The following is a 24,408-nucleotide window of genomic DNA, read 5'->3' as shown; positions in this document are numbered from 1 at the left end:
CGGATGCGGCACGCCCAGAAATCCCCGGATCTAACTCTCAGTTGTCGCCGGCGCGACCTCAGGATGCCGAAGTATTAGCAAGGGGGCTGTCAATGTCATGAATCTCACCTGGCTCGAGGGCATTACGCCTTGGCGATTTGCAGGAAATTTCGAAGGGAATTCCTACCACAACTGAAACCGAGTTCCGCCGCGCAGAAGCAAGCAAAGCCAATTTCTACCTAGTGATCGTGTCTGGGTTGGAGGAGGGATTCGAGACTGAGCTGCGTATTTATATCAATCCTACCAAAAGCCTTCCCTGGACGCCCAAGGGTCAAGTATCGATAGGTGGACTGGCTAAAGGAGCTGCCTTGGTGCTGAGGGAGGAGCCGGCTTGCCGGCGATGGGCCGCAAAGCGGCCCCGGCGTCTAACAGAATGACACCAGCCAGAGCGGCCTGCGCATTCCTACTCAACCCTCCGGCCAATCATCAACCCATGATTCACATCCTGGGCCAGCGCCTTGGCCATGCCACTGAGGTAATGCACCGCCGTCAGCAGCGTAGGCAAATGATCCGCCTCTGTCATCGCCAGATCACTGATCTTGTGCACTGCACACATCAGCACGGTTGCCTGCTCAACCGCATGCTCCATTGAATGGCCCGCCACAACACGGAACAGCGGGTCTTGACCGCCCTCCTCTCCAGCCTCGCCGAAATGCCCGACGCCGGTGGTTGCGAGTTTCTTGATGCGCGGGGTTTGCAATTCCTTATCCATACCATTCCTCCTGCGGCCCCGCGAACGGCGCGGGGCCTGATCGGTGAACATCAATCGCCAGGTCAATGCCGGGACTGCACGCGACTCAGCGCCACCTCCACCAAGGTGCGGGCGCTGTCGATTTCGTGCATGGCGGCGAGGGTCAGGACCTGGCCTGGCGGTTTGGCGTGCAGCAGGACGGTTTGCTGGCTGACGGTCAGGGCGCAGACGAGATATTCAGAGATCTGGACCAGGAGGTCTTCGAGGGTGTGGGTGGTGTATTTGTCGTGTAGCGGTGGGTCAGGAACGATCTTTAGCATGGTTACACTCCTTCATCGGGATTGAACCGCCAAGATCCTGCTGTCAAACAGAATGGTGGCAGCGGTACGTGGGTTGACAGACCGAGGATGAAGGAACCCGGCGCACACGAGGTGCCCCACGTACAGCCGCCATAAGCGACAACGTGCAATCCTTCTATCAGCAACGACCTGTCAAAGCCGTGTCGCGGGTTTAGTAGCGACTTGGCGAGACTAGATGGCTGATAGGGCTGCTGCAATGGGCTGTAAGGCGGTGGGAGTATGTTTCGGAAATGGACTACAGAGAAGAGGGAAAATCCGATTTAGCTCACATACAAAGACTCAGTCCAGACCTATTGGGCCATACGTGGGCCGCTGATTGTTAACGGCTGGTTGACGGCGCATGTTGTCCAGCCTTTTCTTGATCTGGCCAGAGGTACCGGCGATCACGGTAAATCTGCATGAGCAGGTCAGTCGCAGCTTTCTCGTTTGGCACAAGAAAAAAAATGATTTCATTTCGCCATCGTTAGAGTCGCCCTGCTCCAGATTGTGTGCGAGGATTCGGCCACGGCGATGGTTACTGAGGGCATACCAGACCGCTGTCATCACATCGAGCCCTTTATGTCACCCGCTAGCGTTGGGGGCCATCAATAGGATTACAGGAGGTTTGACAAAAAACATGGCATTGGATGTTGCGTTTAGCATTGAGGCTGGAGACTTTGTCGATCCCGATCGAGCCTATGACCTGTTTTGGGCAGGTGTTATTACCAATAAACGAGCCTTCGTTTGTCCTGGAGCGGACTGTTCAGCCCAGGTGACCTGTGCGAATTTAGACAAAGACGTGCAGAGGGTGGACGCCACCTCGACGAGCGGACGGGGGCCCTCCATCAACCAGATTGTCAGCGGCCAAGGCAGGTGGTAGTCCTGCTTGCACGTGGCCAATTGGCTGACGGTCAGACCAAACATTCAATACGTCCATAATCCTGGCGCAGTGAAAGAAGTCGATGGCGCCATCGTTTTTTTGGCTAAAAACGATCATCGACCTCTGATATTCCAGCGTGATCGGCGTACAGTCGCGAGGGATCCAGGAGTGCGGGCTAAAGCCGGAGGCACATGCCAATCCGTAGCTCAAAAAACGCGATCGCGCTGATTAAGCTTCGCATGGACTTCGGCGGCCAGTCCCTCGTCGACTTCTTCCAGCACAGCTGCCACAGCCCACCAATTTTTGGCCCGTATGAAATCAGAGTGGCGGAAAGAGGATTGAACACCGATGACTCTGACATTCTGATCGGGTGACCATACAGTTGACGTCGGCTCTACCATCTCCCATATCGAACCACCACTTACACCTTTGAGCACTGGCGTAGTGATGGGCTCGCCCGTCAATGTATGTGCTAAGTGCCCATAATCGAAAAACATATCCAAGTCTTCACAGACTGGTTCCAACGCACCGCTAGGAGTATCTGGTATGCGCTGGGTGTACGCAGTCAAGAAAGCACCTGTTGTCCAGCCATCTTGCAGATCTGTCAGTGATTGGGGGTAACCCCCTACAAATACACTGCCATCATCTAGATTTTTCGAAGGGATGCCAACATTTTTGAGTTCTAGGAACTGCCATCCAGCGTGGAGACGACGCAGTGTCTCAGGATCAAGGAGTTCAATGACCGCGACATCGATGTGCTCTTCCTTAGGCTTGTAGATTGCCATATCACCAAAAGTGTGCAGACTCCCCTTCAGCGGATTTTCGGGATAAGCCAGCAGTGTCAGGTCAGATACCTCGTCGAAGACATGACGTGCGGTGATGATGAAAGAGCGCCCCGCTATTTTGAAAAGTGTGCCGGTGGCTAGCAAAGCAGCCGCATCGCCCAGTTCATGGAGGATCGGAATAGTCACGCTCATCACAAACCGATGGACGATATCTGCCTCAACTTTACTCAAATCGATGGACAAGTTTAAACCTCAAATGGGGGATAAATAGGATGGACGGTGCTGGCAGAGCTGGCCGACAGCACCAGCGCAGCAGCTGAGGCATGCTCACAGAAGGCACCGCAGCTAATACTGTGCGCTGCTACTGCCAGCGCTGTGTACCCTTCTGCGCATTGCCAGCCCACGTTTAATTTTCCGCTTCCGGCGCCCGGAAGGCTCTACTGTAGTAGCCAGACGAATCAAAACAGCAAACCGCCTTCTTGCCGCTCGCAAGCATATCGCAGGCATCACCTATTCGTTTTTCACGCGTCTTGAGTTGCTTCGCAGAAGTAATCCAGTGAATCCAGTCCACCCGCGCAAGGGTCGTCGTACTGTTCCAAACCTTTTGAGCCTCAGGTGTGCTTGCCAGGGCCTCCTCGACATCCGCTGGAATATCAGGCTCGGGCTCCTTCTTCACCGGTACTAGTTCGAGGGTAACGATATCTCCAACGGCCACACCTGCCGCATCGAGTAAATCGCTACTGACCTTCAGCCAATGGCTCAGTTGACCATCGGGCTCCAGGGTTGCCCGAAAAGGATGCCCATTGATCGTGCCGTCAACGGATGTCCTTCCCCGCCTCGGAAGCCGTTCACTCGCGTCCCTTGGAAGAACTGCAAACGCCCACGACCTGTCATCACCGGGCTTTAACGGACGAATAAGCTTGGCTTCGAATCGGCACCTCGCATCGTCTGCTGTCATTGCAAGTTCTCCCACCAAGAGCTTACTTGGCCATCACCTCGTCCAACGCCTGCTCAAGGGTGCTGACCGTACGCTCGATATTGTGCAGCTTTTCGAGCCCGAACAGGCCGATGCGGAAGGTCTGGAAGTCGGCCGGCTCGTCGCATTGCAACGGCACGCCGGCGGCAATCTGCAGGCCGTGGCTGGCAAACTTCTTGCCACTCTTGATATCGGCATCATCGGTGTAGCTCACCACCACGCCAGGGGCCTGAAAGCCTGCTGCGGCGACGCTCTTGATACCTTTGCGGGTCATCATTGCGCGCACCCGGTCACCCAGCGCCTGTTGTTCGTCGCAGACCTTGTCGAAACCGTAGGCTTGCGTCTCTTTCATCACTTCGTTGAACCGCGCGAGGGCATCGCTGGGCATGGTCGCATGGTAGGCGTGGCCGCCCTGCTCATAGGCCTGCATGATCTGAAGCCACTTCTTCAGGTCGCAGGCGAAGCTGGTGCTTTGCGTCGATTCGATGCGCTCCAGGGCCAAGGCGCTGAGCATCACCAGGGCGCAGCAAGGTGAGGCGCTCCAGCCTTTTTGCGGTGCGCTGATCAGCAGATCGACCGCGCATTTGTGCATATCAACCCAGATCGCGCCGGAGGCGATGCAGTCCAGCACGAACAGGCCACCCACCGCATGCACGGCGTCGCCCACGGCCCGCAGGTATTCATCGGGCAGGATGATCCCTGATGACGTTTCAACGTGGGGGGCGAAGACAATCTGCGGTTTCTGCGACGCAATGGCCGCCAACACTTCGTCCAGAGGGGCCGGGGCGTAGGCAGCATGGCGCCCCGCTTCAACCGGCCGGGCTTTCAGCACCGTTGTGGCCGCCGGAATGTTGCCCATCTCGAGGATCTGGCTCCAGCGATAACTGAACCAGCCGTTGCGTATCACCAGGCATTGCTGGCCGGTGGCAAACTGCCGTGCCACCGCTTCCATGCCGAACGTGCCGCTGCCCGGAACCACCGCAACCGCCTGGGCGTTGTAGACCTGTTTCAGGGTGGTTGAAATGTTCTTCATCACCCCTTGGAACGACTGGGACATGTGGTTGAGCGAGCGGTCCGTGTAGACCACCGAATACTCGACCAGCCCTTCGGGATCGATACCGGGATAGATCTTCGACATGGTGCGGTTCCTTTGGCAGATAGGTCCATGGCATCGACCCTGCCCTAAGCCATTGCAAATGACAAGATGCATCAGGCATACCGCATCGTCAGCCCGGCCCCTGCCTGACTCAAATCAGGGAAACGCATACTGGTTGAAGTCTCAACAGCTTCCCCTGCAGCCGAGTCCCGTACTGAACATCAGAGATGCCCACTTCCTTGCCTTGCAAGCAAAACTCCTTGTCCCACCCACCCTGCGGTCCCAGCGACGAAATCGGCGCCGCCAATATCAACCCAGTGGCCAGCTACTGATCGATCGAGTGCCGCTCACCCCGTCACCACCTCATACCTCACCCGATGCGCCTCGGTCGGCAGCGGCACCTCCCACTTGAACAGCATCCGCCGTATATCGTCATTGCGCAGCGATGTGTCCCGTCGCTGGTTACGCCGCATGATCTCGTCCTCCGGCCGCTCCAGATAGACGATCTCCACCTGCGCCCCGTAGCCATACAGCAAGTCCAGGGTACGGCTACGCATCTGCCCCGACAGGTGCGTCGAGTTCCACACGAAGGGCCTGCGCTCGCGCAACAGCGCCTTGGCCCGGTCGATGGCGTAGTGGGCGGCGGCGCCTTCGTTCTGGCCGTGGCGCAGGCCCAGGGCCTGGCGCGCGTCGTCGAACGACACCACTGGCAGGTCCGGGTGGTGTCGGGCGGTCCAGGTGTCCTTGCCGCTGGCCGGAAGACCCGAGAGCATCACCACCTGGGAACCCTGGGGTTCATGCAACGCATAGTCCGGGTGCACGCGGGCGCCACGCAGGTACTGAATGCGTGTGTAGTCGTCGGCAAACGCCCGTGGGCCGTACAGGCATCCCTCCTCTGCCGCCAGCTCGCGCCACAGTTCGATGGCGGTCAGCACATCGGCCTTGCCGGCATAGTGGCGGCCCTGCATATCGGCCTCGGCCACCGCGCAGAGCATCCACACCGGCAGCTCCCAGGACAGCTTGTGCAGCAGGAATTCCGCGCTACGCCCGCTGCGATCGCCCTGCAGGGCAAAGAACGGCAGTTGATGCACGGTGATGATCCGGCAGATCTGTTCGCGCAGCGCGAACGGCACGCCGGCGCGCCACAACAGCAGACGCGCATCCACCGCGCCTCGGCGCGAGTGGCCGGGTTGGCCGATGCGCCCGGTCTGCGGGTCGATCACCGTGGTGTCGGGCTTGGCGATGTCATGCAGCAAGGCAGCGAGGAACAGCACGAAGCGCTGCTCGGCGCTCGCGTCGCGGTAGGCGCGCTGCGCCAGCAGCGCCTCGACCACCAGGCGGGTATGGACCCACACATCGCCCTCGGCGTGATAAGTCGGATCCTGCGGGGTGTCGGCCAGGCGTGCCAGGGCCGGAATGGCCGCCAGGCAAGCGGCGCTGTCCATATCCTGCCCGGGGTCGGGCACCAGTTGTTGCAGTTGTCGAATGTCCATTTCAGGAAGCTCCTTCAGTCGCCGCGGCGTACGCCGTGCCAGTCCAGGGACAGGCGCGGCGCGTAGAGATCGACGCCGGCGGCCAGTTGATTGGGTATGTACGGTTGGTTGGCATGGTGCTGGTCGGCGTCGAGGATGGCCTGGACGAAGTCCTGGCGCACCCACTTGAGCCGGCCCAGGGTCTGGCGCTCGTCTTCAAGCTTCAGGTACAGCCCCTCCATGCGGCTCGAGCGGTCGCACTGGCGCCAGGCGCGGGCCAGATCGAGGCCTTCGCGGCGCACCACCTGCTCGAACACTTCGCGCCATTGCGCGGTCTTGGCCAGCGAGTCGCCGAGCAACGCCATCAGCTCGGCGTAGCGGCGCGGTGCCGGGCCTTCGTACAGCACCGGCACCGACAGCACCGGGCCGTCGGCGAGCAGGCGGCGGCGCGCCGCGGTGGACAGGAACAGCCCCGTGGCGCGGTCCCACACGTCGAACTCGCAGAAAAAATGCGGCAGGTGGTCGTAGAACACCGAGTGCTTCTTGTGCAGCCACTCGCCATACAGCACGAAGCGGTCTTCAAGACGCTCCAGCAACCAGTGCTCGTGGGCGACGGCCCATTGCTTGAACAGGTTGAACTGGCGCTCGCGGCCACCGCCGGTGAGGTAGTGGCCACGCGACTGCAGGCGGAGTTCGCCACCGTTGCTAAAGCTGATGCCGGCGTTGGCGCCGTCGAGTTTCTCTTCCACCACCAGCCATTGGCCGGTCAACGTGCCATAGGCCACCTGGCCGGCATCGCTGTCGCCGTCCTGCAGGCGCGAGCCTTGCAGATGGGGTGTGCGGGGGTATTTGAGCAGTTCGAGGGAATGTGCGTCGGCACGAAAATCCATGTTCATGGGTTTCTCCTTGGAAATAGGGAAAAACCGACGACAGGATCAGGTAGGTACGAGGATGAAGCGCCGCCGCGCGCAGGCGCGGGCAGCCATCAGGCACGATGGACCGTCGTCGGTATCAGGCGTGTTTGATGGCGCAGGGCACTGGCTTCACCACTTTGGGAAAAGGTTGCGGGGATTCGAGGGCGCGCATTCAACAGCATGTGCCGTCAGCAAGTCAAGCCCTCAATGAAAGCAATGTGATAGCATCCGCGCGCCCCTGGAGGGGCAATCTTTTGAAATCCCGCAAGGAATAGGCTTCGTGAAAGACTTCGTCATCAGCGTCAACAACATCGTCCTCTACGTTTCCCTGGCCGTTATCTGGCTCTTCGCGCTCATCACGCTGTTCACCGGCGGGTTCCTGCCTGCCCTGGGTGTGTTCGTGGTCGGCAGCCTCGGCTGGTGCATCGTTTCCGGCTTCTGGTTCGTCCAGTCCGCCACCTACGAAGAGCTGCGTAAGCTCAACGCCAGCAAAGACTGACGCGTCCGGGCGGCGCGGCATCGGGTCTCGCGACCGCCCTACCCTTGCTCCTGCGCCGTGGCGCCGCGAAGCCATGGCAGCGTTGACCCATTCAGTCCGGCGCTGGTCCATTATTGATAAATATCAAGGCCACCCGGCGCGATAGCGTCACCCTGAGTCGTGAGTGCGAGACCAACGGTCCTGCTGGCTAAGCATGTCGACATGCACGAGATGAACCGCCCGTCCTAGAGTTCCTGCGATGCTCACCGTCACGCTGATCAACATGCTGGTCGTGATCCTGGTGGTGATCATCCACTACGAATGCCTGCTGCGTCTGAATGACTGGCTACCGCGCCTCAAGCTCTGGAGCCGGTTTCGTATCGTGGCGGGCGTATTCGGCGCTCTGTTGGCCCATGCCCTGGAGGTCTGGTGCTTTGCCCTGGCCTACTACCTGATGGTCCATGCCAAAGGCTGGGGCACGCTCAACGGCAATTTCGACGGAAGTCTTCTGGACTGCGTGTACTTCTCCTTTACCACCTACACCACCATCGGCTTCGGTGATGTTGCCCCCAGCGGGCACCTCAAGTACCTCACGGGCCTGCAGGGATTGACCGGCCTGGTGCTGATTACCTGGACCGCTTCATTCCTGTTTCTGGAAATGCAGAAGTACTGGAAAGCCAAATAGCCGCTGGGGCCATTCGGCTAACCAGCCACGCCCCTGCACTCGCTACGTCTTCCTGCTGAAAGTGGCCGCCAGCCGCGCAGTTGACAACGATCAAGTCGGAGCGAGGCTGCGCACCGAAACTGTCTTCCCACTGTTCATTCCAGACGCATGAGGGCATCGCCATGACTCCCGTCAAACCTCCCCATCAACCTGCTGCCTCGGCGTTTCCTACGCCCGTTGGCGAGCACTGGATCGAAGCACTCGACAATGGTACCCATGTGCTTGTCAGGCCCTTGCAAGCCAAGGACCGGCAGCGTGAAAGGGCCTTCATCGAACGCCTGTCACCAGAATCACGGCACTACCGTTTTCTGTGCCAGATCAAGGAGCCTGGTGAGGCAATGCTCGACCAGTTGATGGCGGTCGATCAGGACCGCCAGGCCGCCTTCGTCGCGCTGGCGCATGTGGACGGCGAACTGCAGGAAGTGGGCATTTCCCGTTACGCCGCCTGTGCTGATCAAGATGACTGCGAGTGCGCGGTCACCGTACTCGACAGCTGGCAACACCACGGTCTTGGCCGCTTGCTGCTCAAGCACCTGACTGATCAGGCACGGAGCAAAGGTTTCCGGCAAATGTATTCGATCGACTCAGCCGCCAACCAGGCGATGCGTGAGCTGGCCAAGGCCGCAGGATTCACCACGACTACCGACCCCGATGATCCTAGCCAGGTCATCCACCGGCTTGCACTGAGCTGACCTGAAGTCGCGCGCCATGACCCGTCGTGGCGCCGGCCTGGTTCAGGGCGTGCGTGCATGAGCCTCCTCGGGCAGCAGGTCGAACTGCTCGAGACAGCGCTGCTCATCATCGGGCGTGAGCGCTTTCAAACCGGTCACGCCCTGAAGGGGCGTTTCGAACAAGGCCATGCGCAATATCCCATTGCGTGTCATGAACCTTTGCGCCAGGCACGTGCAAACGGGTCTGCCGACCAGCGCGTTGAGCTTTTCATGTTCGGGTGTGTCGACTTGGGCCTGCAGATTGGCCTCGCAGTTCGCCGCGATCTGCGCCACCGAACGCCCCGCCAATCCTAAGGTGCCCGTGCCCAGCAAGGCCAGGCACACCAGCATCACCAGCAGGAGGTTCGATTCCCGGGCCACTGAGCGCAGGAACGCCAAGCGGTCCTGCCAGCCTGTCTCCTGGCCGTTGAAGATAGCCTTGCCGACCGTGCGCCTCACACCCCGCTGCACTGCCCAGCCTAGCGCCACGGTCAGGGCCAGTATGGCCAGCAGTACTGCCGGATCATGCATGATAAGGCGCCAGGCCGGGCTCAGTCCGCGGTAGACCGACGTGGCCAGCAGCAATACAACGATTGCCAGGATCCAGCCCAGGCTCCCCTTGGGACGTTGCATCCATGCCCTGAGCTTTGCCCTTGCTTGAATAGTCATGAGCACCTCCCGCGCCAGGCTAGCGCACAGGGTCGATGGCAACGGTTTCCTGATACTCAGGCACGCACACCTGCCAGCCGAGTTCGAGGCTTATCCGCCGCCGCAACGTGTCGGCAGCGTGGGGCTCGCCATGGATGACATAGGTCTGACGTGGCGGCCGGATGAACCCGCGCAGCCATTCCATGATCTCATCGGCATCGGCGTGCGCAGACAGGTTCTCCATCGCATGCACCCGTGCACGAATCGGCACATCCTCGCCATGCAGACGCACGCTGTGGGCACCGGCGACGATATCGGCGCCCCGCGTGCCCCCGGCCTGAAAACCCGAGAACAGGATACTGTTGCGTGGGTTGGGGGCCAGCGCCTTGAGGTGGTGCAGTACCCGCCCACCGGTCGCCATGCCACTGGCGGCGATGATCACCGCAGGCTCGCGCAGCTGGTCAAGGTGCCTGGACTCATCGACCGTGCGGACGATGTGCGTGCTCTTGCGCAGGGCGGCGCACTCAGCCGCTGTCAGCCGATGTTCGCTGCAGTACCGTTGGTACAGGACAGTGGCATCGGTGGCCATCGGGCTGTTCAGGTACACCGGAATATCAGGAATCAACCGGTCGCGCTTGAGCGTGTAAAGGTAATGCATGAGCAACTGGGCACGGCCGACGGCGAACGAGGGCACAAGGATGATGCCATGGCGCAGGAGCGTTTCATTGATGACCTTGGCCAGGTACTGCTCGGTCGATTCCGCAGGGTGCTTGCGATCCCCATAGGTAGACTCGATCAACAGCACGTCCGCCGTTCTGACCAGCTCGGGCGCGCGCATGATCGGGTCCTGGGGGCGTCCCAGGTCACCCGAAAACAGCAAGGTCTGGCCTTCGGCGCTGATCTGGACCGTGGCCGCTCCCAGAATGTGTCCGGCGGTACGCAACAGCAGTTCCATGCCCTCGGCGATCGGCGTCGGGTGGTGCAGTTCCACGGGGCGAAACAGTGCCAGGGCCCGTTTGGCATCCTGCTCGGTATAGAGCGGTCGTGCCGGTGAGTGCCTGGAGTAACCGTGGCGGTTGGCATGCTCAGCCTGTTCTTCCTGCAACCGGGCGCTGTCGAGCAAGAGGATTTGCGCCAGGGCGCACGTCGCCGGCGTGGCGTAGATCGGCCCGCTATAGCCTTCCCGGACCAGTACCGGTAGATAGCCGCTATGGTCGAGGTGGGCGTGGGTCAGCACCACCGCCTCCAGCGCCCTCAGTGCCGGCGCCGGTGGCGCCCAGTTGCGCAGGCGCAATTGCTTGAAACCCTGGAAGAGTCCGCAGTCGACCAAGATCCGCGTGCTACCACGGGTCAGCAGGAACTTGCTGCCAGTCACCGTCCCGGTGCCGCCAAGAAAGGTCAGTTGCATGGCCAGGGCTCCCAGGTTTCGGCGACTTGGGGATGAACCGCGAGCACGCTGCACGGTGGACGGCTGACAAGACGTTCGGTGGTGTCGCCCAGTAATTTATCCAGCCCTTTGGGCTGTACCACGCCCATCACCAGGGCATCGATGTCCAGTGCCGCGACCTGTTCACGGATCACTTGTACCGGACGGCCCTCAATGAAGTGCCTGCGCTGCGGCGCAACGCCTTCGGCGTCGGCCAGCGCTTCGAAGGGTGCCTGCAGTGCATCGCGCATCTCTTCGATCCAAACCTGGGTGACGTTCATGTCCGAGGCGAATACCCCAGCCAGGCTGTAAGCCGAAAGCAGATGCAACTGCGCGTCACATTGCAATGCCAAAGCCTGGGCAGCACGGATCAGTCCACGGTTGAAGCGGGCCTGGACGTCTGGCGTCTCGCTGAACGCCGTATCCACGGCGACCAGGATACGCCGCGGCACAGAGATGGCAGCCGCCGGCACGAATTGACTGACACCCTTGAAACCACGCATCAGCGCACAATCCAACGGGATACCGAACAGCCGCCCCCAGGCCGATACAGCTTCGCTGTCCTTGATGACCATGTCCGGCCGCAGCTCACTGATGTAATCGATCGCCTGGCTACGGACATCCTCTGCATTCAGGCTGTCGACCGTCAGCGCTATTGCGCTGCCGTGATACCGCTCGATCAAGCCTTTCAACTGCACGCGGTAGTGCTCGTATTGGCGCGTGATATCGGCCACATTCAGCCGCTCTTCGCGCAGCAGGTGCTGCTGGTTCGGCGTGAACAAGCCCAACACATGCACGCTGGCACCGCTGAGCTGGGCCAACGCAAGCCCCCTGCGCAAAGCAGCGGAATGTGGATCGACTTCGGTGAGCAGCACCAGCAGATGTCGATACTGACCCATGGTGAACCTCCGCGCTCGTGGGCATGATGCCTTCAATGTTCCGCGCGAAGGGTCGGTGTTGCTTGATACAGATCAGAAAGCCGCTACCCAGCCTGAACTTGATGATTGTCAGAACCACGCTGGCCCGCCACGTTAAAACGGCTGCAACAGCTACTGATCACGTCATCAGGAGGCACCATGAACGGGCAGCAGGCCGCACAGCCGCAAACAGCTGAACACTGGGTCGAAAAACTCGAGGATGGCTCGGCGGTGCTGATCCGCCCACTACGCGAGGAGGACCACGAAAGGGACAGGCGCTTTCTCAGCACAATTGCTTATGACTCCCGGCGCTTTCGTTTCATTGCCGGACTGAGCGGCTGCTTGCCTGGTGTAAACACGCACTGCATGCCAGTCGATCATCCCCCGTGCATGGCCTATGTCGCCTTGGTGCATGCAGACGGTAAATTGCAACAGATTGGCATCAGCCGTTACGCCGGCATTGCTGGTAGCCAGTATTGCGAATGTGCGGTGGCGGTCAGCGAAGACTGGCAGCGCAAGGGGTTGGGCAGGCGCCTGATGCGACACCTGATCGCGGCAGCACGCCGCGAGGGATTTGAGCGCATGGTATCCAGGGATATGGCGAGCAACTATGCCATGCACCGGCTGGCCAAGGCTCTGGGCTTTACATCATGCTATCCGGGTGGAGATGTGCGCGAGATCCTGCACCAACTGGATTTGCGGCCTTGAGCAGGCGAGGCCCTTGCGGGCCTCGTGCTTCAGCCTTGGGAGCGCTCGGGCGAAATTACCAGCACACTGCTGGACAATCGATGCAGAACCCGCTCGGCAGTGCTACCGATGAACCCGCCGACGCCATGATGGTGATAACTACCCATCACCAGCACATCGATTTCATTGTTATCCATGAACAGCGCCAGGGCCTTTGCCGGGTCACCTATGCGCATGTGGCGGTGTTCGACGGCGATCCCGTTACGTTCGGCAAGCGCCTGGAACGCAACGCTCTGGGCTTCGTGGAGGGTCTGGGCGAGGTTCGAGTCGAACAGGAACGAGTGCTCACGACTACCGTCGACGCCCAGGTACAGGGTGCCCAGGTCGTAGGCGTACAGCAATTCGACCTGGGCACTGCATTGCAAGGCCAGTTTCAACGCTTCACTGATGATCTGATCGTTGAAGCCTTCATATTGTTCTTCCGGCCTGGACAGGTCCACCGCGGCCAGAATCCTGCGTGGCAATGCCTGGCTGGCGTTGTGTACCAGGTGCAAAGGGATTCGCGTTTCGCGTAGCAGCTGAATATCCAGCGAGGTGAACATGGCGCGCATCCACCAGGGCTCATGTTCGAGCGCCTTGATCAGCATGGCGAATGGCTGTTCACGCAAATGCACCAGGATCTCGTCCAAAGGATGCTGCACCCACACCACTTCGGTGGTGACGATGACGCCGTTGCGCCGCATCGACAGTGCCTGGCTTTCCAGCCATTCACGGTGTTGGCGCACGTAGCCCTCACGCATCACCGCCAGCGCCTGGTCGTTCACCAGGCCTGCCGTGGCAAGTCCTTCCAGATAGTCGAATGCCACGATGTGCAGTGCCATCCCCTTGGCCTTGGCCAGGGCCGCTGCACGGTCGTAGACCGGGGTTCGGCGCATCAGGGGCGATGCGATCAGCAGGAGTCTTTGCGGCGTTTGCATGGCTCACCTCCGGGATTGCGCTAGGAAGCAAGAGCATCTACTTCCCACGTCTTGCACGTTTGATGTTTGTCAACTGGAGGCGCCTGCAGACCAACGGCATTACCCAAGACGCGGGACATTGACACGGATCAATGCGGCGAGCGTTCGCTGGCGCACTTTATTCCCATATTCCAGACACATTCAGGTATCCGTAGATACTGCGCCGCGGGTCACGCACCGCTTCCGGCTCGCTGACACTGAGGTTGCCTGCGAAGTGTTCGCTCAACAGCGCGACGGTGTGATCCACGCCCCGCTGCCAGCATGGACGCTTTCATTACCTATCCATGCTTTGGAGGCGCTGATGAACATCCATGTCGAAAAAAGCTCCGAGCCAGAACGCTGGTGGGTGCATATGGATGACTGGCGGGTGGGGTTCAGTACGGCTGCCGAAGCCGAGCAATTTGTCGAGCGGCTCACAGGCCGCCTCGAGGCTCCCCATTCGCTTGACATGCTGGTTGATTGTTCACCTCGCGGCACCCGCGGCATGCATACTGACGCAGGGGCCCAAGGCGATCAGCGACGAGCGAAGGAGGCCTGAAAATGTACGGCCAATTGAAGGTCAGGTCGCTCGACTCGCCCAACGTTTCGTGTACGACCAATCCCATCCACCTGAAACCCTCGGCGTCCCTGTGCAGGGATTGCCGGGTCAGCGGTCTGTGCCTTCCCACCGGTTTGCCTGTTCACGACAACAGCTGCCTGGGCGCATTGATAGGCCCGCGAATGCGCATGCAAAGGGGCGCCGCGCTGTTCAATGCCAATGACCCGCTGACCCTGCTCTATGCCGTGCGCTGTGGCAGTTTCAAGACCCGCATGAACACCGCCGAGGGCCAGGGTGTGGTGATCAACTTCTGGATGCCGGGTGACGTGCTTGGGCTCGATGCCATTGCCACTGAGCGCCATGTCTGTGACGCGATTGCCTTGGAAGACAGCGAAGTCTGCCCGATCCCCTATCACCGCTTGCAAGCCCTGGCGCGCGACTTTCCTTTCCTGCAACAAAGCCTGAATCGCTTGATGAGCCGGGAGATCGTGCGCGAACACAAACGCGTGCTGATGCTGTGCAATCTCACTGCGGAACAACGGCTGGCGGGCTTCCTGGTGGAGTTGTCCGGGCGCTTCGCCTGTCGCGGTTACTCTGCCCATGGCTTCATGCTGCGGATGTCCCGGGAAGACATGGCCTCGTACCTGGGTTTACGCTTGGAAACCGTGTGCCGATCCGTCGCCCGCCTGCGAGCACTGGGTATCGTCGAAATCCATGGCAGGCTGGTGCAGATTCTCGATTTGGCCGCACTGATCACGCTGCAACAAGGCGACGGTGAATGGGAGGCCAAGGCCATTATGAAGGCACCATGCTCGATACCGTGAATGTGGGCCACGGTGCCGTGGCATTGGGTATTGGCATGCTGGTGGGCCTTGAGCGCGAACGCAGGAAAGGACGTAACGAACGCCAAGCTGCCGCTGGCTTGCGGACCTTCGCTATCACCGCGTTGCTAGGCTACCTCAGCATGGTACTGGCAGGGGCGGTGCTGGTAGCGGTCGCGAGTCTCGCACTGATGTTGATGCTCTGTGCGCATTACCGAAAGCATGTCGACAACGATCCTGACATTACCAGTGAAATTGCGCTGCTTCTGGTACTGACACTGGGCGCACTGAGCCTGAATGAACCTGAGCTTGCCGCCGCTGCGGGTGTGGTACTGACCGTGCTGTTGGCGCTGCGACACGAATTGCATCATTTCGTGCTGCAGCAACTGAGCGAAGAAGAGCTGCGCAATGGCTTGATGCTGTCAACGGTGGCATTGGTGGTGCTGCCGTTGACTCCGGACCAGTTTCTAGGCCCCTACAACGTACTCAACCCGCGTACGATCTGTCATCTGGTGGTCTTGCTGATGGCTGTTGGCGCTTTGGGACACATAGCCATGCGCCTGATGGGGCCTCGGTACGGATTGCCCTTGAGCTCAATCGCATCGGGTTTTGCCTCGAGCACTGCCACCATTGCCTTGCTCGCACACCGCGCTCGTCAGCAAGGCTCTGCTGCCAGGTCATTCGCCGGATCTGCCATATTGTCCAATCTCGCCAGCATCACCCAGTTTTCCCTGGTGCTGGGCATCGTTGATCGTCGCTTGCTCGAGCCTTTATGGCCTTCGATCTGGCTCGGTGCGCTGGCCACGCTTGTGTATGGGGTACTTCTGCTGGCGCCCTGGCGCTCGACTCATGGCGGGTCGGCGGCGCAGCCGGGGGCTGGTGCGTTCAGCCTCTGGACTGCAATGGCCGTCACCGCTGCCATAACCGGCATCTCATTGTTCTCGGCGTTTCTTCTTCAGCACCTGGGGCACTACGGCGCGAACGTCGCGGCGTTCGTCAGCGGGTTGGCCGACGTCCATGCGGCCACTGCCTCGATCGCCTCGCTGGTCATCGCCGGCAGGCTCGGTATTGATGACCTGGTGATATCAGGATTACTTGCATTGACCGCAAACGCGCTGACCAAATGTGCTCTGGCTCTGAGTAACGGCGGTTTCAGTTTTGCTCGATACCTCATTCCCGGCCAGTTGGTCATTCTTGGGGCGGTATGGCTGGGATTGCTCTTGTAGATGTTCAGGGGCTTAGCGTGTTCAGGTTCAGGGCGCGGGCTCCGGCAGCCGGCGGAAGAACAGCCACAGCTCCCCAGCACCAGGCAGGCGACCAGCAACAGCGCCCTCTACATGTTCATGATCCGCCTCGGGGCTTGCCGGCCAGGCCGAGCAGCTGCAGGCGCAACTGGGCATCCCGAGCCCGCGGGTCCAGCCAGATGGCGAAGAACGCCCGGGCAAAGGCCGGGTCGGCAAGGGTGCGGGTGGGCAGGTCATCGACATAGAAGCGGCCGCCCTGCCCCGGCTGGTACAAGCCGGTGATGCGCATGCCGGGGCGCACATCCACGAATGCCTCCTGCAGTACCTTGGCCCAGGCTTCGAGCTGTTGCGGCGTCACGCGACCGGCGCCGAGGCGCCGCATCTCTTCAAGGCTGGCTTGCACCAGCGTGTCCCGGGACAATGAGCGGTGGTAGGTCAGTTCCAGGGCGAACGGCTGATTCCAGTCATGGCGCGGACCTTCGGTCCACAAGCGTGCGCTGTACAGCCGCAGGCCGAACCAAGTGAAGTCGCCACTGCCCAATTGCTGGGCCGCCGGTAACGCCGCACGCCAGTCCGCAATAGCCGCTGGCATCGACGTCAGCAGCAGGCAGAGACAGGCCAAGCGCGCAAGGAATGCCATGACGATTCTGCAAGAAGACTGAACTTGTACAAGAATAGTTTTTTGTACAGATAAAGCAAATCTCGTATAGATTTAAGCTCACCTGCAGCTTACAGGTAGATTGCCCAATGAGCTTGATCCCCCATCACAATACACCCGCCAACGTGCTGGTCTGCGGCGCCAGCCAAGGCATCGGTCTTGCCCTGTGCTCGCAACTGTTGGCACGTGATGACGTCGGGCTGCTGCTCGCTGTTTCGCGACAGGCAAGCAGCAGCCCTGAGCTGGATGTGCTGGCCCAGACGTATGGCCGCCGTTTGCTTCGCCTCGACTGCGACGCTCGTGATGAACAAGCGCTGCAAGCACTGGCAGATCAGGTCCGTGGCTACTGCGATCAGCTGAACCTGGTCATCAGCACCCTCGGAGTGCTGCAAGCGCCGCCGGCGCGGGCCGAGAAGTCGCTGGCGCAACTGGATCTGGCGGGGTTGCAGGCCAGCTTCGCCACCAACTGCTTCGCTCCAGTCCTGCTGCTCAAGCACCTGTTGCCGTTGCTACGCCGGCAGCCCGTTACCTTTGCCGCCTTATCAGCAAGGGTCGGGTCGATCAGTGACAACCACCTGGGCGGCTGGTACAGCTATCGCGCCAGCAAAGCCGCACTGAACCAGCTGTTGCGCACGGCAAGCATCGAGCTCAAGCGCCTCAACCCTGCCTCGACAGTCCTGGCCCTGCACCCTGGGACCACTGGTACCCTGCTTTCACGCCCGTTCCAGGGCAATGTACCGCGCGACAAGCTGTTCGCGCCCGCGTTTGCCGCCAGTTGCATCCTCGAACGCGTTGGCCGACACGGACCGTCAGACACAGGTACGTTCTGGGCTTGGGATGGCAGCCCCGTTCCCTGGTGATCCGCAGGTGCTTCTCAGGGATGAGGCGCGACGGCGGTGGACACCGGGTCAAGGAAGATCAGTTGCAGCGGCTCGGCCAACAGCGGGTCGGCCTGCTCGGCAAAGCGCTGGAAATGCTCGGTGGCCAGGTGTGTGTCCAGGGCCTGCTGGTGGTCGAACGCCTCGCGCATGTAGAACGTCCCGGGCTCATCGCTGCGTTCGAACAGCATGTAGTCGCGGTTGCCGGGTTCCGCCCGGGTCGGCTCGATCAAGGCCAGCAAGGCCGCTTTCAAGGACGCTGCCAGGCCTGGCTTGGCCTTGAGGATGGCAAGGGAAACGAGGGGATGGTCTTGTGGGTTCACATCAAGCTCCTGGTAAATCGCAAGGGGCCGGATCGACCGGCCCGCCGTTGTCTCTCGGATGGGCTCAGAAGCCTTCCAGAACGATCTTGCCGCGCGACTTGCCACTCTCGACCCGCGCATGGGCACGGCGCATGTTGGCGGCATTGATCGCACCGAAATGCTCGCCCAGGGTGGTGTGCAGGATGCCCTGGTCGATCAGCCCGGCCACCCGCTCGAGCAGCTCGTGCTGGCGCACCATGTCGTCGGTCTGGTACAGCGAGCGGGTGAACATCAGCTCCCAGTGCAGCGACAGCGACTTGCGCTTGAGCGGCATGACATCCAGGGTCTGCGGGTCGTCGATCACCCCCAGGCGACCTTGTGGCCGCAGCACCTCGACCAGTTGCGCGAAATGTTGCTCGGTATGGGTAAGGCTGGCGACATGGCTGACCGACTCGATCCCCAGGGCCTGCAGTTGCCCGTGCAGCGGCGCGCTGTGGTCGATGACATGATGGGCGCCCAGTTCGCGCACCCAGTCGGCGGTCTCGGAGCGGGAGGCCGTGCCGATCACCGTCAGGCGGGTCAGTTGCCGGGCCAGTTGCACCAGCATCGAGCCGACACCGCCGGCGGCGCCGACGATCAGCAGGGCATCGCCCTCCCCGCCGCCTTCGACCAAGCCTAAGCGGTCGAACAGCAGTTCCCAGGCGGTGATGGCCGTCAGCGGCAGCGCTGCCGCCTGCGCCGCGCCCAGGCTGCGCGGTTGGTGCCCGACGATACGTTCGTCGACCAGGTGGTATTCGCTGTAGCTGCCGGGCCTGGCGATGGAGCCGGCGTAGTACACCTGGTCGCCTGGCTTGAACAGGGTCACCTGAGGGCCAACTTCACGGACGATGCCGGCCGCGTCCCAGCCAAGTATTTTTGGCTCGGCCGTGAAAGTGCCGGCACGCACCTTGGTGTCGACGGGGTTGACCGACACGGCCTTGACCTCCACCAGGATGTCCCTGGGCCCTGGATTCGGCCTGGGCATGTCGATGTCCTGAAGGGACGCAGGGTCTTCGATGGGCAGGCCGTTCTGGGTGTAACCGATCGCTTTCATAGGCACTCGCTGCTGGATATGGTTTGATTCGTGAATCCAGTCTGGCGTGTTCGGTACTTTGGAAAAACGGGCTGAGCCCGTGAACACTTTCATTGCAGGAGTGAAAATGATCCGTCTCGACGACCTCGGCATCTTTGTGCGCAGCGCCGCGTTGGGCAGCTTTACCGCGGCCGCCCATGAAGCCGAGCTGCTGCCCGGCCAGGCGGCCGAGGCGGTCAAGCGCCTGGAGCGTGAGCTGGACGTACGGCTGTTTGCCCGCACCACGCGCAGCCTGCGCCTGACGGCCGAAGGCGAGCAGTACCTGCCCTCGGCCCTGGCCGCCTTGGAAGCCCTCCGGCAAGGGCGGGACAACCTGCAGCGGGAAAGCGCCCAGTTGAGCGGTATTCTGCAGGTGGCCGCGCCGTCCGACCTGGGGCGCAACGTGCTGTTGCCCTGGCTCACGGCGTTTCGCCGCGAACACCCGCAGTTGAACCTGCGCCTGTTTCTCTCCGACCAGATCGCCGATCTGTTCCGCGACCCGGTGGATATCGCCATCCGCTACGGCCTTAACGCCGACGCCAACTACATTGCCCTGCCACTGGCGCCGTGGAACCGTAAGGTGCTGGTGGCTTCGCCCGAGTACCTGGCGCGGCAAGGCACGCTGCACACTCCCGAGGAGTTGCGCGAGCACCAGTGCCTGCTGTACATGCAGCAGGGTCGGGTCTACGACAAGTGGCAACTGGGGACGCAGACCGTGCAGGTGCGTGGCGCCCTGTTCTGCGACGATGCCGATATCGCCCGGCGCTGGGCCGTGGCGGGCGAAGGGATCACCTACAAGTCCTGGCTGGATGTGAGTGACGACGTATTGGCGGGACGGCTCGTCGTGCTGTTGCAGGATCACCCCGGGCCGACCATGCCGCTGAGCCTGGTGTGCCCGCACCGCAAGCAGTTGTCGCCTGCGGTGAAACAGTTGCACGCCTGGCTGTCGAGCCGCCTCGCCGCGCTGGAACGCTACTGATCAGACGGCGGCAGCACGCCCTGGATCGCCGATACCACCTGCCGCGTCGCCGCTTCGAGGGTGCCTTCATTACGGCACAAGACCCAGCCGTGATCGGCAACCGCTCGCTCGAAAGCTTGCGTGCACACCACATGCTCATGCAGTTCATGCATCACGGTACTGCTTAGCCCACGCGAGCGCGCCGCTGCCCTGCTCCACGAGATTTCGGGGTCGGTGACAACACCCACGTGCAGGTCCGGCACACGCACGCCGTGTTCGATGTTCAGCCGCAAGATCTCGGCAAACGGCACCAGCCGGCGAAATGCGGCTTCGGACGGGTACCAGCGATCGATCAGGATGATGCTGTCCTTGGGCTGCCTGGCCAGCACATGTTGGGTAATCCAGGCCCGGCTCAGCGCAAGGCGCTCACAGACCTTCATCTCCAGATCCCGGCAAGGGTCCCTGACGAACTGGTTGACCAGGGCCATGGTTTCGCCCCGATAAGGATCGCTTTTCTTCTCGCTGATGCGGATCACCTTCCTGTTGTCCGCCCTCAGCGCCTGGGTGACGGATTCCAGCAGCGTGGTCTTGCCGGTGCCCTTGGGCCCGTCGAGGGAAATGAACAGCGAATGATTCATGCGTCACACAACGGTTGGATTTCCTTCATCGACAGGCATTGGCTTACATCAGGCAGTAGAACTCGCTGACCTCTGCGACGATCTCCCGGGCGGCATTGTACAGCCTTGCCTCAGGTGTCAGGGCCATGGAGCGGGCTTCGAGCAGATAACGCTGGCCGGCCTGGAAGTGGGCGTAGTCGAGGGTCAGATAGCATTGGCGGACGGTGGTGCCGCCCATCATGCTCAACCCGCCTCCGCCACTCGTTTCGTAGTCGAACCTGACGACCAGTTGATGACTGCCGGGAGTGACCTGGAAGAAGCGGCCCTCCTCCAGGCGCTGCTTGTCCAGGCGTTCGGCCAGCAGCACGCGGTCGTTGGGGAATGGCAGCGAAAGGTCGACCCATGCCATCTCGGGGTTGGCGACTGGCATCGGAGCCTGGCAGCCCGGGATGGCGGTAATCAGCAACAGCAGTAGCAGCCGGCGCATGATGGGTAATCCTTTGGGGAATGGTCAAAGAATAGCGCTGGGGGGGCAGGCTGTTAATCGTCTGGTTCGAGGCCTGGGATGACGGCTGATGTGAAGGAAGGAATAAAACTCAGGCCCGCCGGGATGAACCCGGACAGGCCTGAGGAAGGGAAAACGGTCGAATGCTACGCGCTACAGACTCTCGTCAAGAAACTTCACCACAGTCCCCATGCACGCCACCCGCTCTTCCACATGAGGCATGTGGCTCGAGTTTTCGAACAGCGCCCAGCGGATCCCGGGGATCAGGTCGAGGTACGGCTTGACCACCAGCGGCGTCGCCTCGTCATAGCGCCCGGAAATCAGCAGGCTTGGCACGTTGATCTGCGGCAGGCGGTCGACGATGGTCCAGTCCTTGGTGCTGCCGATGATATGGAACTCGTTTGGTCCGGTCATGGCGTGGTACACGGTCGGGTCGGCATCCACCTGGGCGAAGGTGCGCGCCACCTCTTCAGGCCAGGGTTTGAGCCGGCACACATGACGGTCGTAGAACACCCGGGTGGCGGCGATGTAGTCGGCGGCGGTGTAGTCGCCGACGGCCTCGTGGCGCAGCAGGGTGTCCTGGACGTCCTTGGGCAGCTCTTCGCGCAGGCGGTTGGCCTCGCGCACCCAGGTGCGCATGTCCGCCGGCGAGTTGGCGATCACCAGGCAACGCAGGCCCCGCGGCTGGCGCACCGCGTGCTCACTGGCCAGCATGCCGCCCCAGGACTGCCCCAGCAGCGCGTAGCGCTCGCTGATGCCCAGGTGCTCCAGCAGGTTGTCGAGCTCCTCGAGGAACAGCTTGACCGTCCAGAACGACGCCGGCATGTGTGGCAGGTGGGTCGAGCGGCCATTGCCCAGTTGGTCGTAGTGAATGACCGGGTAGCCACCGGCCGCGACGTCCTTGTAGGCGTCGACATAATCAAAGGTGCAACCTGGGCCGCCGTGCAGGATGACCAGCGGGGTGCGGCCGCAATCCAGGTCACCGGTGACGCGGTACCAGGTCTGGTAGTCGCCGAAAGGGGCAAAACCTTCACGCGATTGGGTGAGTTCCATGTCATCCGGCTCCGTGCGAATCATGGTGCACACAATAACCCTACGCGTGGCGCGGCATAACTAGAGAGTTCTCTAGGTTTTCGACCTTTTTTGTGTCTTCACTGATCAAGCAGGCGGTAATGCACCGCCCGGGCGACCGCCTGGACACGGTTTTTCGCCCCCAGTTTGTGCATGGCCGAGGTCAGGTGCAGGGAAATCGTCGCCAGCGAGCGGTTGAGCTTCTCGGCGATCTCCCCCGCCGTCAGGCCTTCGGCGGCCCAGCGCAGGCATTCGACCTCGCGGCGGGTCAGGCGGATGACGCGGGTGGCGGACTCCTTGGCCAGCAAGGGATAGGCCGCCTCCTGCAAGGCATGGGCGATCAGGCTGAAATCGCCCAGGTGCTCCCGGGCGTCGTCCAGGTCGCGTTGGCTGGCCTGGGGGCGCAGGCCGGTCAGGGTCGCCAGCCCGCCCCGTGGCAGGTGGATGGGCACGGTCACGCCGCAAGTCAGTTGCGCGTCGTGCAGGTAACCGACCACCGGAGCGTGGCGCTGGTCGATGTGGCGCTGCAGAACGGTCTCGCCCTTGGGCAGGTACGACCAGACGAAGGGTGCGATGGAGGACACCGCCACCTGCTGCACCGGGTCGATCTGGTAAAAGCCCTCGGAACACCACAGGTCCTGCCAGTCCTTCGGGGTCTGGCGCAGCCGGACCACGCTCGGGGTGATCAGCTCGCCGACATGGTCCAGTGGCACCGGGCTGTAGTCGTACACCAGGGCATCGAAGCCCAGTTCCGCCGCCAGTTCGGCGACGCTGTCCATCTGCTCATCGAGGCTATCGTCCGACGCCAGACGCGCATTGAGTTCAGCCACCTTGGCCTGCATACCTGACACTCCCTGTGATTCCTTTTGGATTTCCATCTCGAAGTCCGGCACGTAGAATGCCACGGCTTGGCGCGGGACTGCCATACGAAACCTATAGGAAACACTAGCTTGTAGGCGACGAAAACTCCTGCGCTAGTTATAGCTGCAAGCCATGGCCAACAGGAGAGTAGCGATGTGGCGTGAGATGCAACCTGACCAGCAGTTCAACGTATCGGTCGATGGCCACAATCTCGTGGTGTACAGCTTTGGTGAAGGGGACGAGGTGCTGTTGTGCCTCAATGGTGGGCCGGGGCTGCCCTGCGACTACCTGCGCGACGCCCATGCCTGGCTCAAGGACAAGGGTATCCGCGTGGTCGCCTTCGACCAGCTGGGCACCGGCGCCTCCGACCGCCCCGATGACGACAGTCTGTGGAATATCACCCGCTACGTGGCCGAGGTCGAGCAGGTGCGCCAGGCCCTGGACCTGGGCCGTGTACACATGCTCGGGCATTCCTGGGGCGGCTGGCTGGCGATCGAGTACGCCATTCATCACCCGCAGTCGCTGAAAAGTCTGATTCTCGAGAATACCGTCGGCGACATCCCACACCTGATCACCGAGCTGGAACGCCTGCGCGGCGCTCTGGGCAGCGAAACAGTGGCGATGATGCAGCGCCATGAGGCCATGGGTACCCTCGACCACCCGCAGTACCAGGCCGCCATCACCCTGCTCAACTACCGCCACGTCTGCCGGCTCGATGAATGGCCGGCGCCGATCCAGCGTTCGCTGGGCGACTGGAACATGGGCCCCTACAGCACCATGCAGGGCCCCAACGAGTTCCTCTATATCGGCAACCTCAAGGACTGGAACCGCCTCGAGCAGATGGGCGCGTTCCGCATGCCGGTGCTGATCACCACCGGCCAGCACGACGAACTGACCCCGGCCTGCGCCATGCGCATGAAGCTGGCGCTGCATGATCGTACCGAGCTGCATGTGTTCCCCAACAGCAGCCATATGCCGTTCTACGAAGAGCCCCAGGCCTATTTCCCGGTGTTGCTGGATTTCCTGCAACGCAACCGGGGTTGATCG

At 61.4% G+C, this 24,408-nt stretch carries 29 protein-coding genes; 11 read left to right on the top strand and 18 right to left on the bottom strand.

What is annotated here, in order from left to right; all coding sequences use genetic code 11:
- Positions 1-442: 442 nt before the first annotated feature.
- A complete protein-coding gene (locus tag AC25ND_RS09535) occupies positions 443-751 on the bottom strand; it encodes a DUF3077 domain-containing protein (RefSeq protein ID WP_062362339.1) in 309 nt (102 codons plus the stop codon).
- 62 nt (positions 752-813) lie between these two features.
- Positions 814-1,050 carry a hypothetical protein gene (locus AC25ND_RS09530; protein ID WP_028688843.1) on the bottom strand — a complete coding sequence of 79 codons (237 nt, stop codon included), beginning with the start codon at positions 1,048-1,050 and terminating at the stop codon, positions 814-816.
- 910 nt (positions 1,051-1,960) lie between these two features.
- On the opposite strand from AC25ND_RS09530, the gene AC25ND_RS09525 reads away from it, so the two are divergent.
- Positions 1,961-2,176, top strand: coding sequence for a hypothetical protein (locus AC25ND_RS09525; RefSeq protein WP_486976295.1), 216 nt, complete (start codon positions 1,961-1,963; stop codon positions 2,174-2,176).
- On the opposite strand, the gene AC25ND_RS09520 is transcribed toward AC25ND_RS09525, so the two are convergent.
- From AC25ND_RS09520 to AC25ND_RS09500, 5 genes are all read right to left on the bottom strand, one after another.
- Positions 2,155-2,976, bottom strand: coding sequence for a hypothetical protein (locus AC25ND_RS09520; protein ID WP_145978870.1), 822 nt, complete (start codon positions 2,974-2,976; stop codon positions 2,155-2,157). The genes AC25ND_RS09525 and AC25ND_RS09520 overlap by 22 nt on opposite strands.
- A 163-nt stretch (positions 2,977-3,139) precedes the next feature.
- Entirely contained in the window at positions 3,140-3,691 is a 552-nt protein-coding gene (locus tag AC25ND_RS09515) for a YdeI/OmpD-associated family protein (protein ID WP_486976262.1), read from the bottom strand.
- Positions 3,692-3,713: 22 nt separating this feature from the next.
- A complete protein-coding gene (locus tag AC25ND_RS09510; protein WP_486976261.1) occupies positions 3,714-4,847 on the bottom strand; it encodes a pyridoxal-phosphate-dependent aminotransferase family protein in 1,134 nt (377 codons plus the stop codon).
- A gap of 305 nt (positions 4,848-5,152) precedes the next feature.
- The gene (locus AC25ND_RS09505; protein WP_062362326.1) at positions 5,153-6,298 is read right to left on the bottom strand and encodes an AAA family ATPase; all 1,146 of its coding nucleotides are present in this window, start codon (positions 6,296-6,298) and stop codon (positions 5,153-5,155) included.
- Between the two features lie 14 nt (positions 6,299-6,312).
- Positions 6,313-7,173: an RNA ligase family protein gene (locus AC25ND_RS09500; protein WP_062362323.1), complete on the bottom strand. Its 861-nt coding sequence runs from the start codon at positions 7,171-7,173 to the stop codon at positions 6,313-6,315.
- 298 nt (positions 7,174-7,471) lie between these two features.
- On the opposite strand from AC25ND_RS09500, the gene AC25ND_RS09495 reads away from it, so the two are divergent.
- From AC25ND_RS09495 to AC25ND_RS09485, 3 genes are all read left to right on the top strand, one after another.
- Entirely contained in the window at positions 7,472-7,690 is a 219-nt protein-coding gene (locus tag AC25ND_RS09495; RefSeq protein ID WP_023630431.1) for a hypothetical protein, read from the top strand.
- A 238-nt stretch (positions 7,691-7,928) separates the two neighbouring features.
- Positions 7,929-8,354, top strand: a complete 426-nt coding sequence (locus AC25ND_RS09490) for a potassium channel family protein (RefSeq protein ID WP_028688838.1) — start codon at positions 7,929-7,931, stop codon at positions 8,352-8,354.
- Between the two features lie 161 nt (positions 8,355-8,515).
- Positions 8,516-9,085 carry a GNAT family N-acetyltransferase gene (locus AC25ND_RS09485; RefSeq protein WP_062574025.1) on the top strand — a complete coding sequence of 190 codons (570 nt, stop codon included), beginning with the start codon at positions 8,516-8,518 and terminating at the stop codon, positions 9,083-9,085.
- A 42-nt stretch (positions 9,086-9,127) separates the two neighbouring features.
- On the opposite strand, the gene AC25ND_RS09480 is transcribed toward AC25ND_RS09485, so the two are convergent.
- From AC25ND_RS09480 to AC25ND_RS09470, 3 genes are read right to left on the bottom strand one after another with little or no spacing between them, the layout of a single operon-like run.
- Entirely contained in the window at positions 9,128-9,736 is a 609-nt protein-coding gene (locus AC25ND_RS09480; protein ID WP_182324655.1) for a hypothetical protein, read from the bottom strand.
- Positions 9,737-9,791: 55 nt separating this feature from the next.
- On the bottom strand, positions 9,792-11,159 hold the full coding sequence (locus tag AC25ND_RS09475) for an MBL fold metallo-hydrolase RNA specificity domain-containing protein (protein WP_486976260.1): 1,368 nt from the start codon (positions 11,157-11,159) through the stop codon (positions 9,792-9,794).
- A complete protein-coding gene (locus AC25ND_RS09470; protein ID WP_182324580.1) occupies positions 11,150-12,076 on the bottom strand; it encodes a universal stress protein in 927 nt (308 codons plus the stop codon). The genes AC25ND_RS09475 and AC25ND_RS09470 overlap by 10 nt, the downstream gene beginning before the upstream one ends.
- Positions 12,077-12,253: 177 nt before the next feature.
- Between AC25ND_RS09470 and AC25ND_RS09465 the strand changes: the two genes are divergently transcribed.
- A complete protein-coding gene (locus AC25ND_RS09465; RefSeq protein WP_186595960.1) occupies positions 12,254-12,802 on the top strand; it encodes a GNAT family N-acetyltransferase in 549 nt (182 codons plus the stop codon).
- 29 nt (positions 12,803-12,831) lie between these two features.
- Here the strand turns inward: AC25ND_RS09465 and AC25ND_RS09460 are convergent, their stop codons facing one another.
- Entirely contained in the window at positions 12,832-13,758 is a 927-nt protein-coding gene (locus tag AC25ND_RS09460) for a universal stress protein (protein ID WP_028688832.1), read from the bottom strand.
- A gap of 253 nt (positions 13,759-14,011) precedes the next feature.
- On the opposite strand from AC25ND_RS09460, the gene AC25ND_RS09455 reads away from it, so the two are divergent.
- The 3 genes from AC25ND_RS09455 to AC25ND_RS09445 are packed head-to-tail and all read left to right on the top strand — an operon-like array spanning position 14,012 to position 16,382.
- A complete protein-coding gene (locus AC25ND_RS09455; RefSeq protein WP_236248137.1) occupies positions 14,012-14,335 on the top strand; it encodes a hypothetical protein in 324 nt (107 codons plus the stop codon).
- 2 nt (positions 14,336-14,337) lie between these two features.
- Positions 14,338-15,159, top strand: a complete 822-nt coding sequence (locus tag AC25ND_RS09450) for a helix-turn-helix domain-containing protein (protein ID WP_028688830.1) — start codon at positions 14,338-14,340, stop codon at positions 15,157-15,159.
- The gene (locus AC25ND_RS09445) at positions 15,144-16,382 is read left to right on the top strand and encodes an MgtC/SapB family protein (RefSeq protein ID WP_486976259.1); all 1,239 of its coding nucleotides are present in this window, start codon (positions 15,144-15,146) and stop codon (positions 16,380-16,382) included. Before AC25ND_RS09450 ends, AC25ND_RS09445 begins: the two co-directional genes overlap by 16 nt.
- 115 nt (positions 16,383-16,497) lie before the next feature.
- Here the strand turns inward: AC25ND_RS09445 and AC25ND_RS09440 are convergent, their stop codons facing one another.
- Entirely contained in the window at positions 16,498-17,040 is a 543-nt protein-coding gene (locus AC25ND_RS09440; RefSeq protein ID WP_028688828.1) for a chalcone isomerase family protein, read from the bottom strand.
- Between the two features lie 107 nt (positions 17,041-17,147).
- On the opposite strand from AC25ND_RS09440, the gene AC25ND_RS09435 reads away from it, so the two are divergent.
- The gene (locus tag AC25ND_RS09435; RefSeq protein WP_182324584.1) at positions 17,148-17,918 is read left to right on the top strand and encodes an SDR family NAD(P)-dependent oxidoreductase; all 771 of its coding nucleotides are present in this window, start codon (positions 17,148-17,150) and stop codon (positions 17,916-17,918) included.
- Positions 17,919-17,932: 14 nt separating this feature from the next.
- Here the strand turns inward: AC25ND_RS09435 and AC25ND_RS09430 are convergent, their stop codons facing one another.
- Together AC25ND_RS09430 and AC25ND_RS09425 are read right to left on the bottom strand one after the other, a co-directional pair.
- Positions 17,933-18,259, bottom strand: coding sequence for a putative quinol monooxygenase (locus AC25ND_RS09430; RefSeq protein WP_028688826.1), 327 nt, complete (start codon positions 18,257-18,259; stop codon positions 17,933-17,935).
- Positions 18,260-18,323: 64 nt separating this feature from the next.
- Positions 18,324-19,331: a zinc-binding alcohol dehydrogenase family protein gene (locus AC25ND_RS09425; RefSeq protein WP_236179753.1), complete on the bottom strand. Its 1,008-nt coding sequence runs from the start codon at positions 19,329-19,331 to the stop codon at positions 18,324-18,326.
- A gap of 106 nt (positions 19,332-19,437) precedes the next feature.
- Here AC25ND_RS09425 and AC25ND_RS09420 point away from each other — a divergent pair, with 106 nt between their 5' ends.
- Positions 19,438-20,328 (top strand): LysR family transcriptional regulator, encoded by an 891-nt coding sequence (locus AC25ND_RS09420; protein ID WP_182324589.1) that lies wholly within the window; start codon positions 19,438-19,440, stop codon positions 20,326-20,328.
- On the opposite strand, the gene AC25ND_RS09415 is transcribed toward AC25ND_RS09420, so the two are convergent.
- From AC25ND_RS09415 to AC25ND_RS09400, 4 genes are all read right to left on the bottom strand, one after another.
- On the bottom strand, positions 20,322-20,945 hold the full coding sequence (locus tag AC25ND_RS09415; protein ID WP_247284540.1) for a dTMP kinase: 624 nt from the start codon (positions 20,943-20,945) through the stop codon (positions 20,322-20,324). The genes AC25ND_RS09420 and AC25ND_RS09415 overlap by 7 nt on opposite strands.
- Before the next feature lie 43 nt (positions 20,946-20,988).
- Positions 20,989-21,411 (bottom strand): PA0061/PA0062 family lipoprotein, encoded by a 423-nt coding sequence (locus AC25ND_RS09410; protein ID WP_069016884.1) that lies wholly within the window; start codon positions 21,409-21,411, stop codon positions 20,989-20,991.
- A 171-nt stretch (positions 21,412-21,582) separates the two neighbouring features.
- A complete protein-coding gene (locus AC25ND_RS09405; RefSeq protein WP_062574011.1) occupies positions 21,583-22,482 on the bottom strand; it encodes a proline iminopeptidase-family hydrolase in 900 nt (299 codons plus the stop codon).
- Between the two features lie 98 nt (positions 22,483-22,580).
- Complete coding sequence (locus AC25ND_RS09400; RefSeq protein WP_062362299.1) at positions 22,581-23,342, bottom strand: LuxR family transcriptional regulator; 762 nt, start codon at positions 23,340-23,342, stop codon at positions 22,581-22,583.
- A 172-nt stretch (positions 23,343-23,514) separates the two neighbouring features.
- Between AC25ND_RS09400 and AC25ND_RS09395 the strand changes: the two genes are divergently transcribed.
- Positions 23,515-24,405 (top strand): proline iminopeptidase-family hydrolase, encoded by an 891-nt coding sequence (locus AC25ND_RS09395; protein ID WP_062362296.1) that lies wholly within the window; start codon positions 23,515-23,517, stop codon positions 24,403-24,405.
- The last annotated feature ends 3 nt before the right edge of the window (positions 24,406-24,408 follow it).

This window comes from Pseudomonas sp. P110(2024), assembly GCF_057480795.1.
This window is presented reverse-complemented; position numbering and strand designations above follow the sequence as displayed.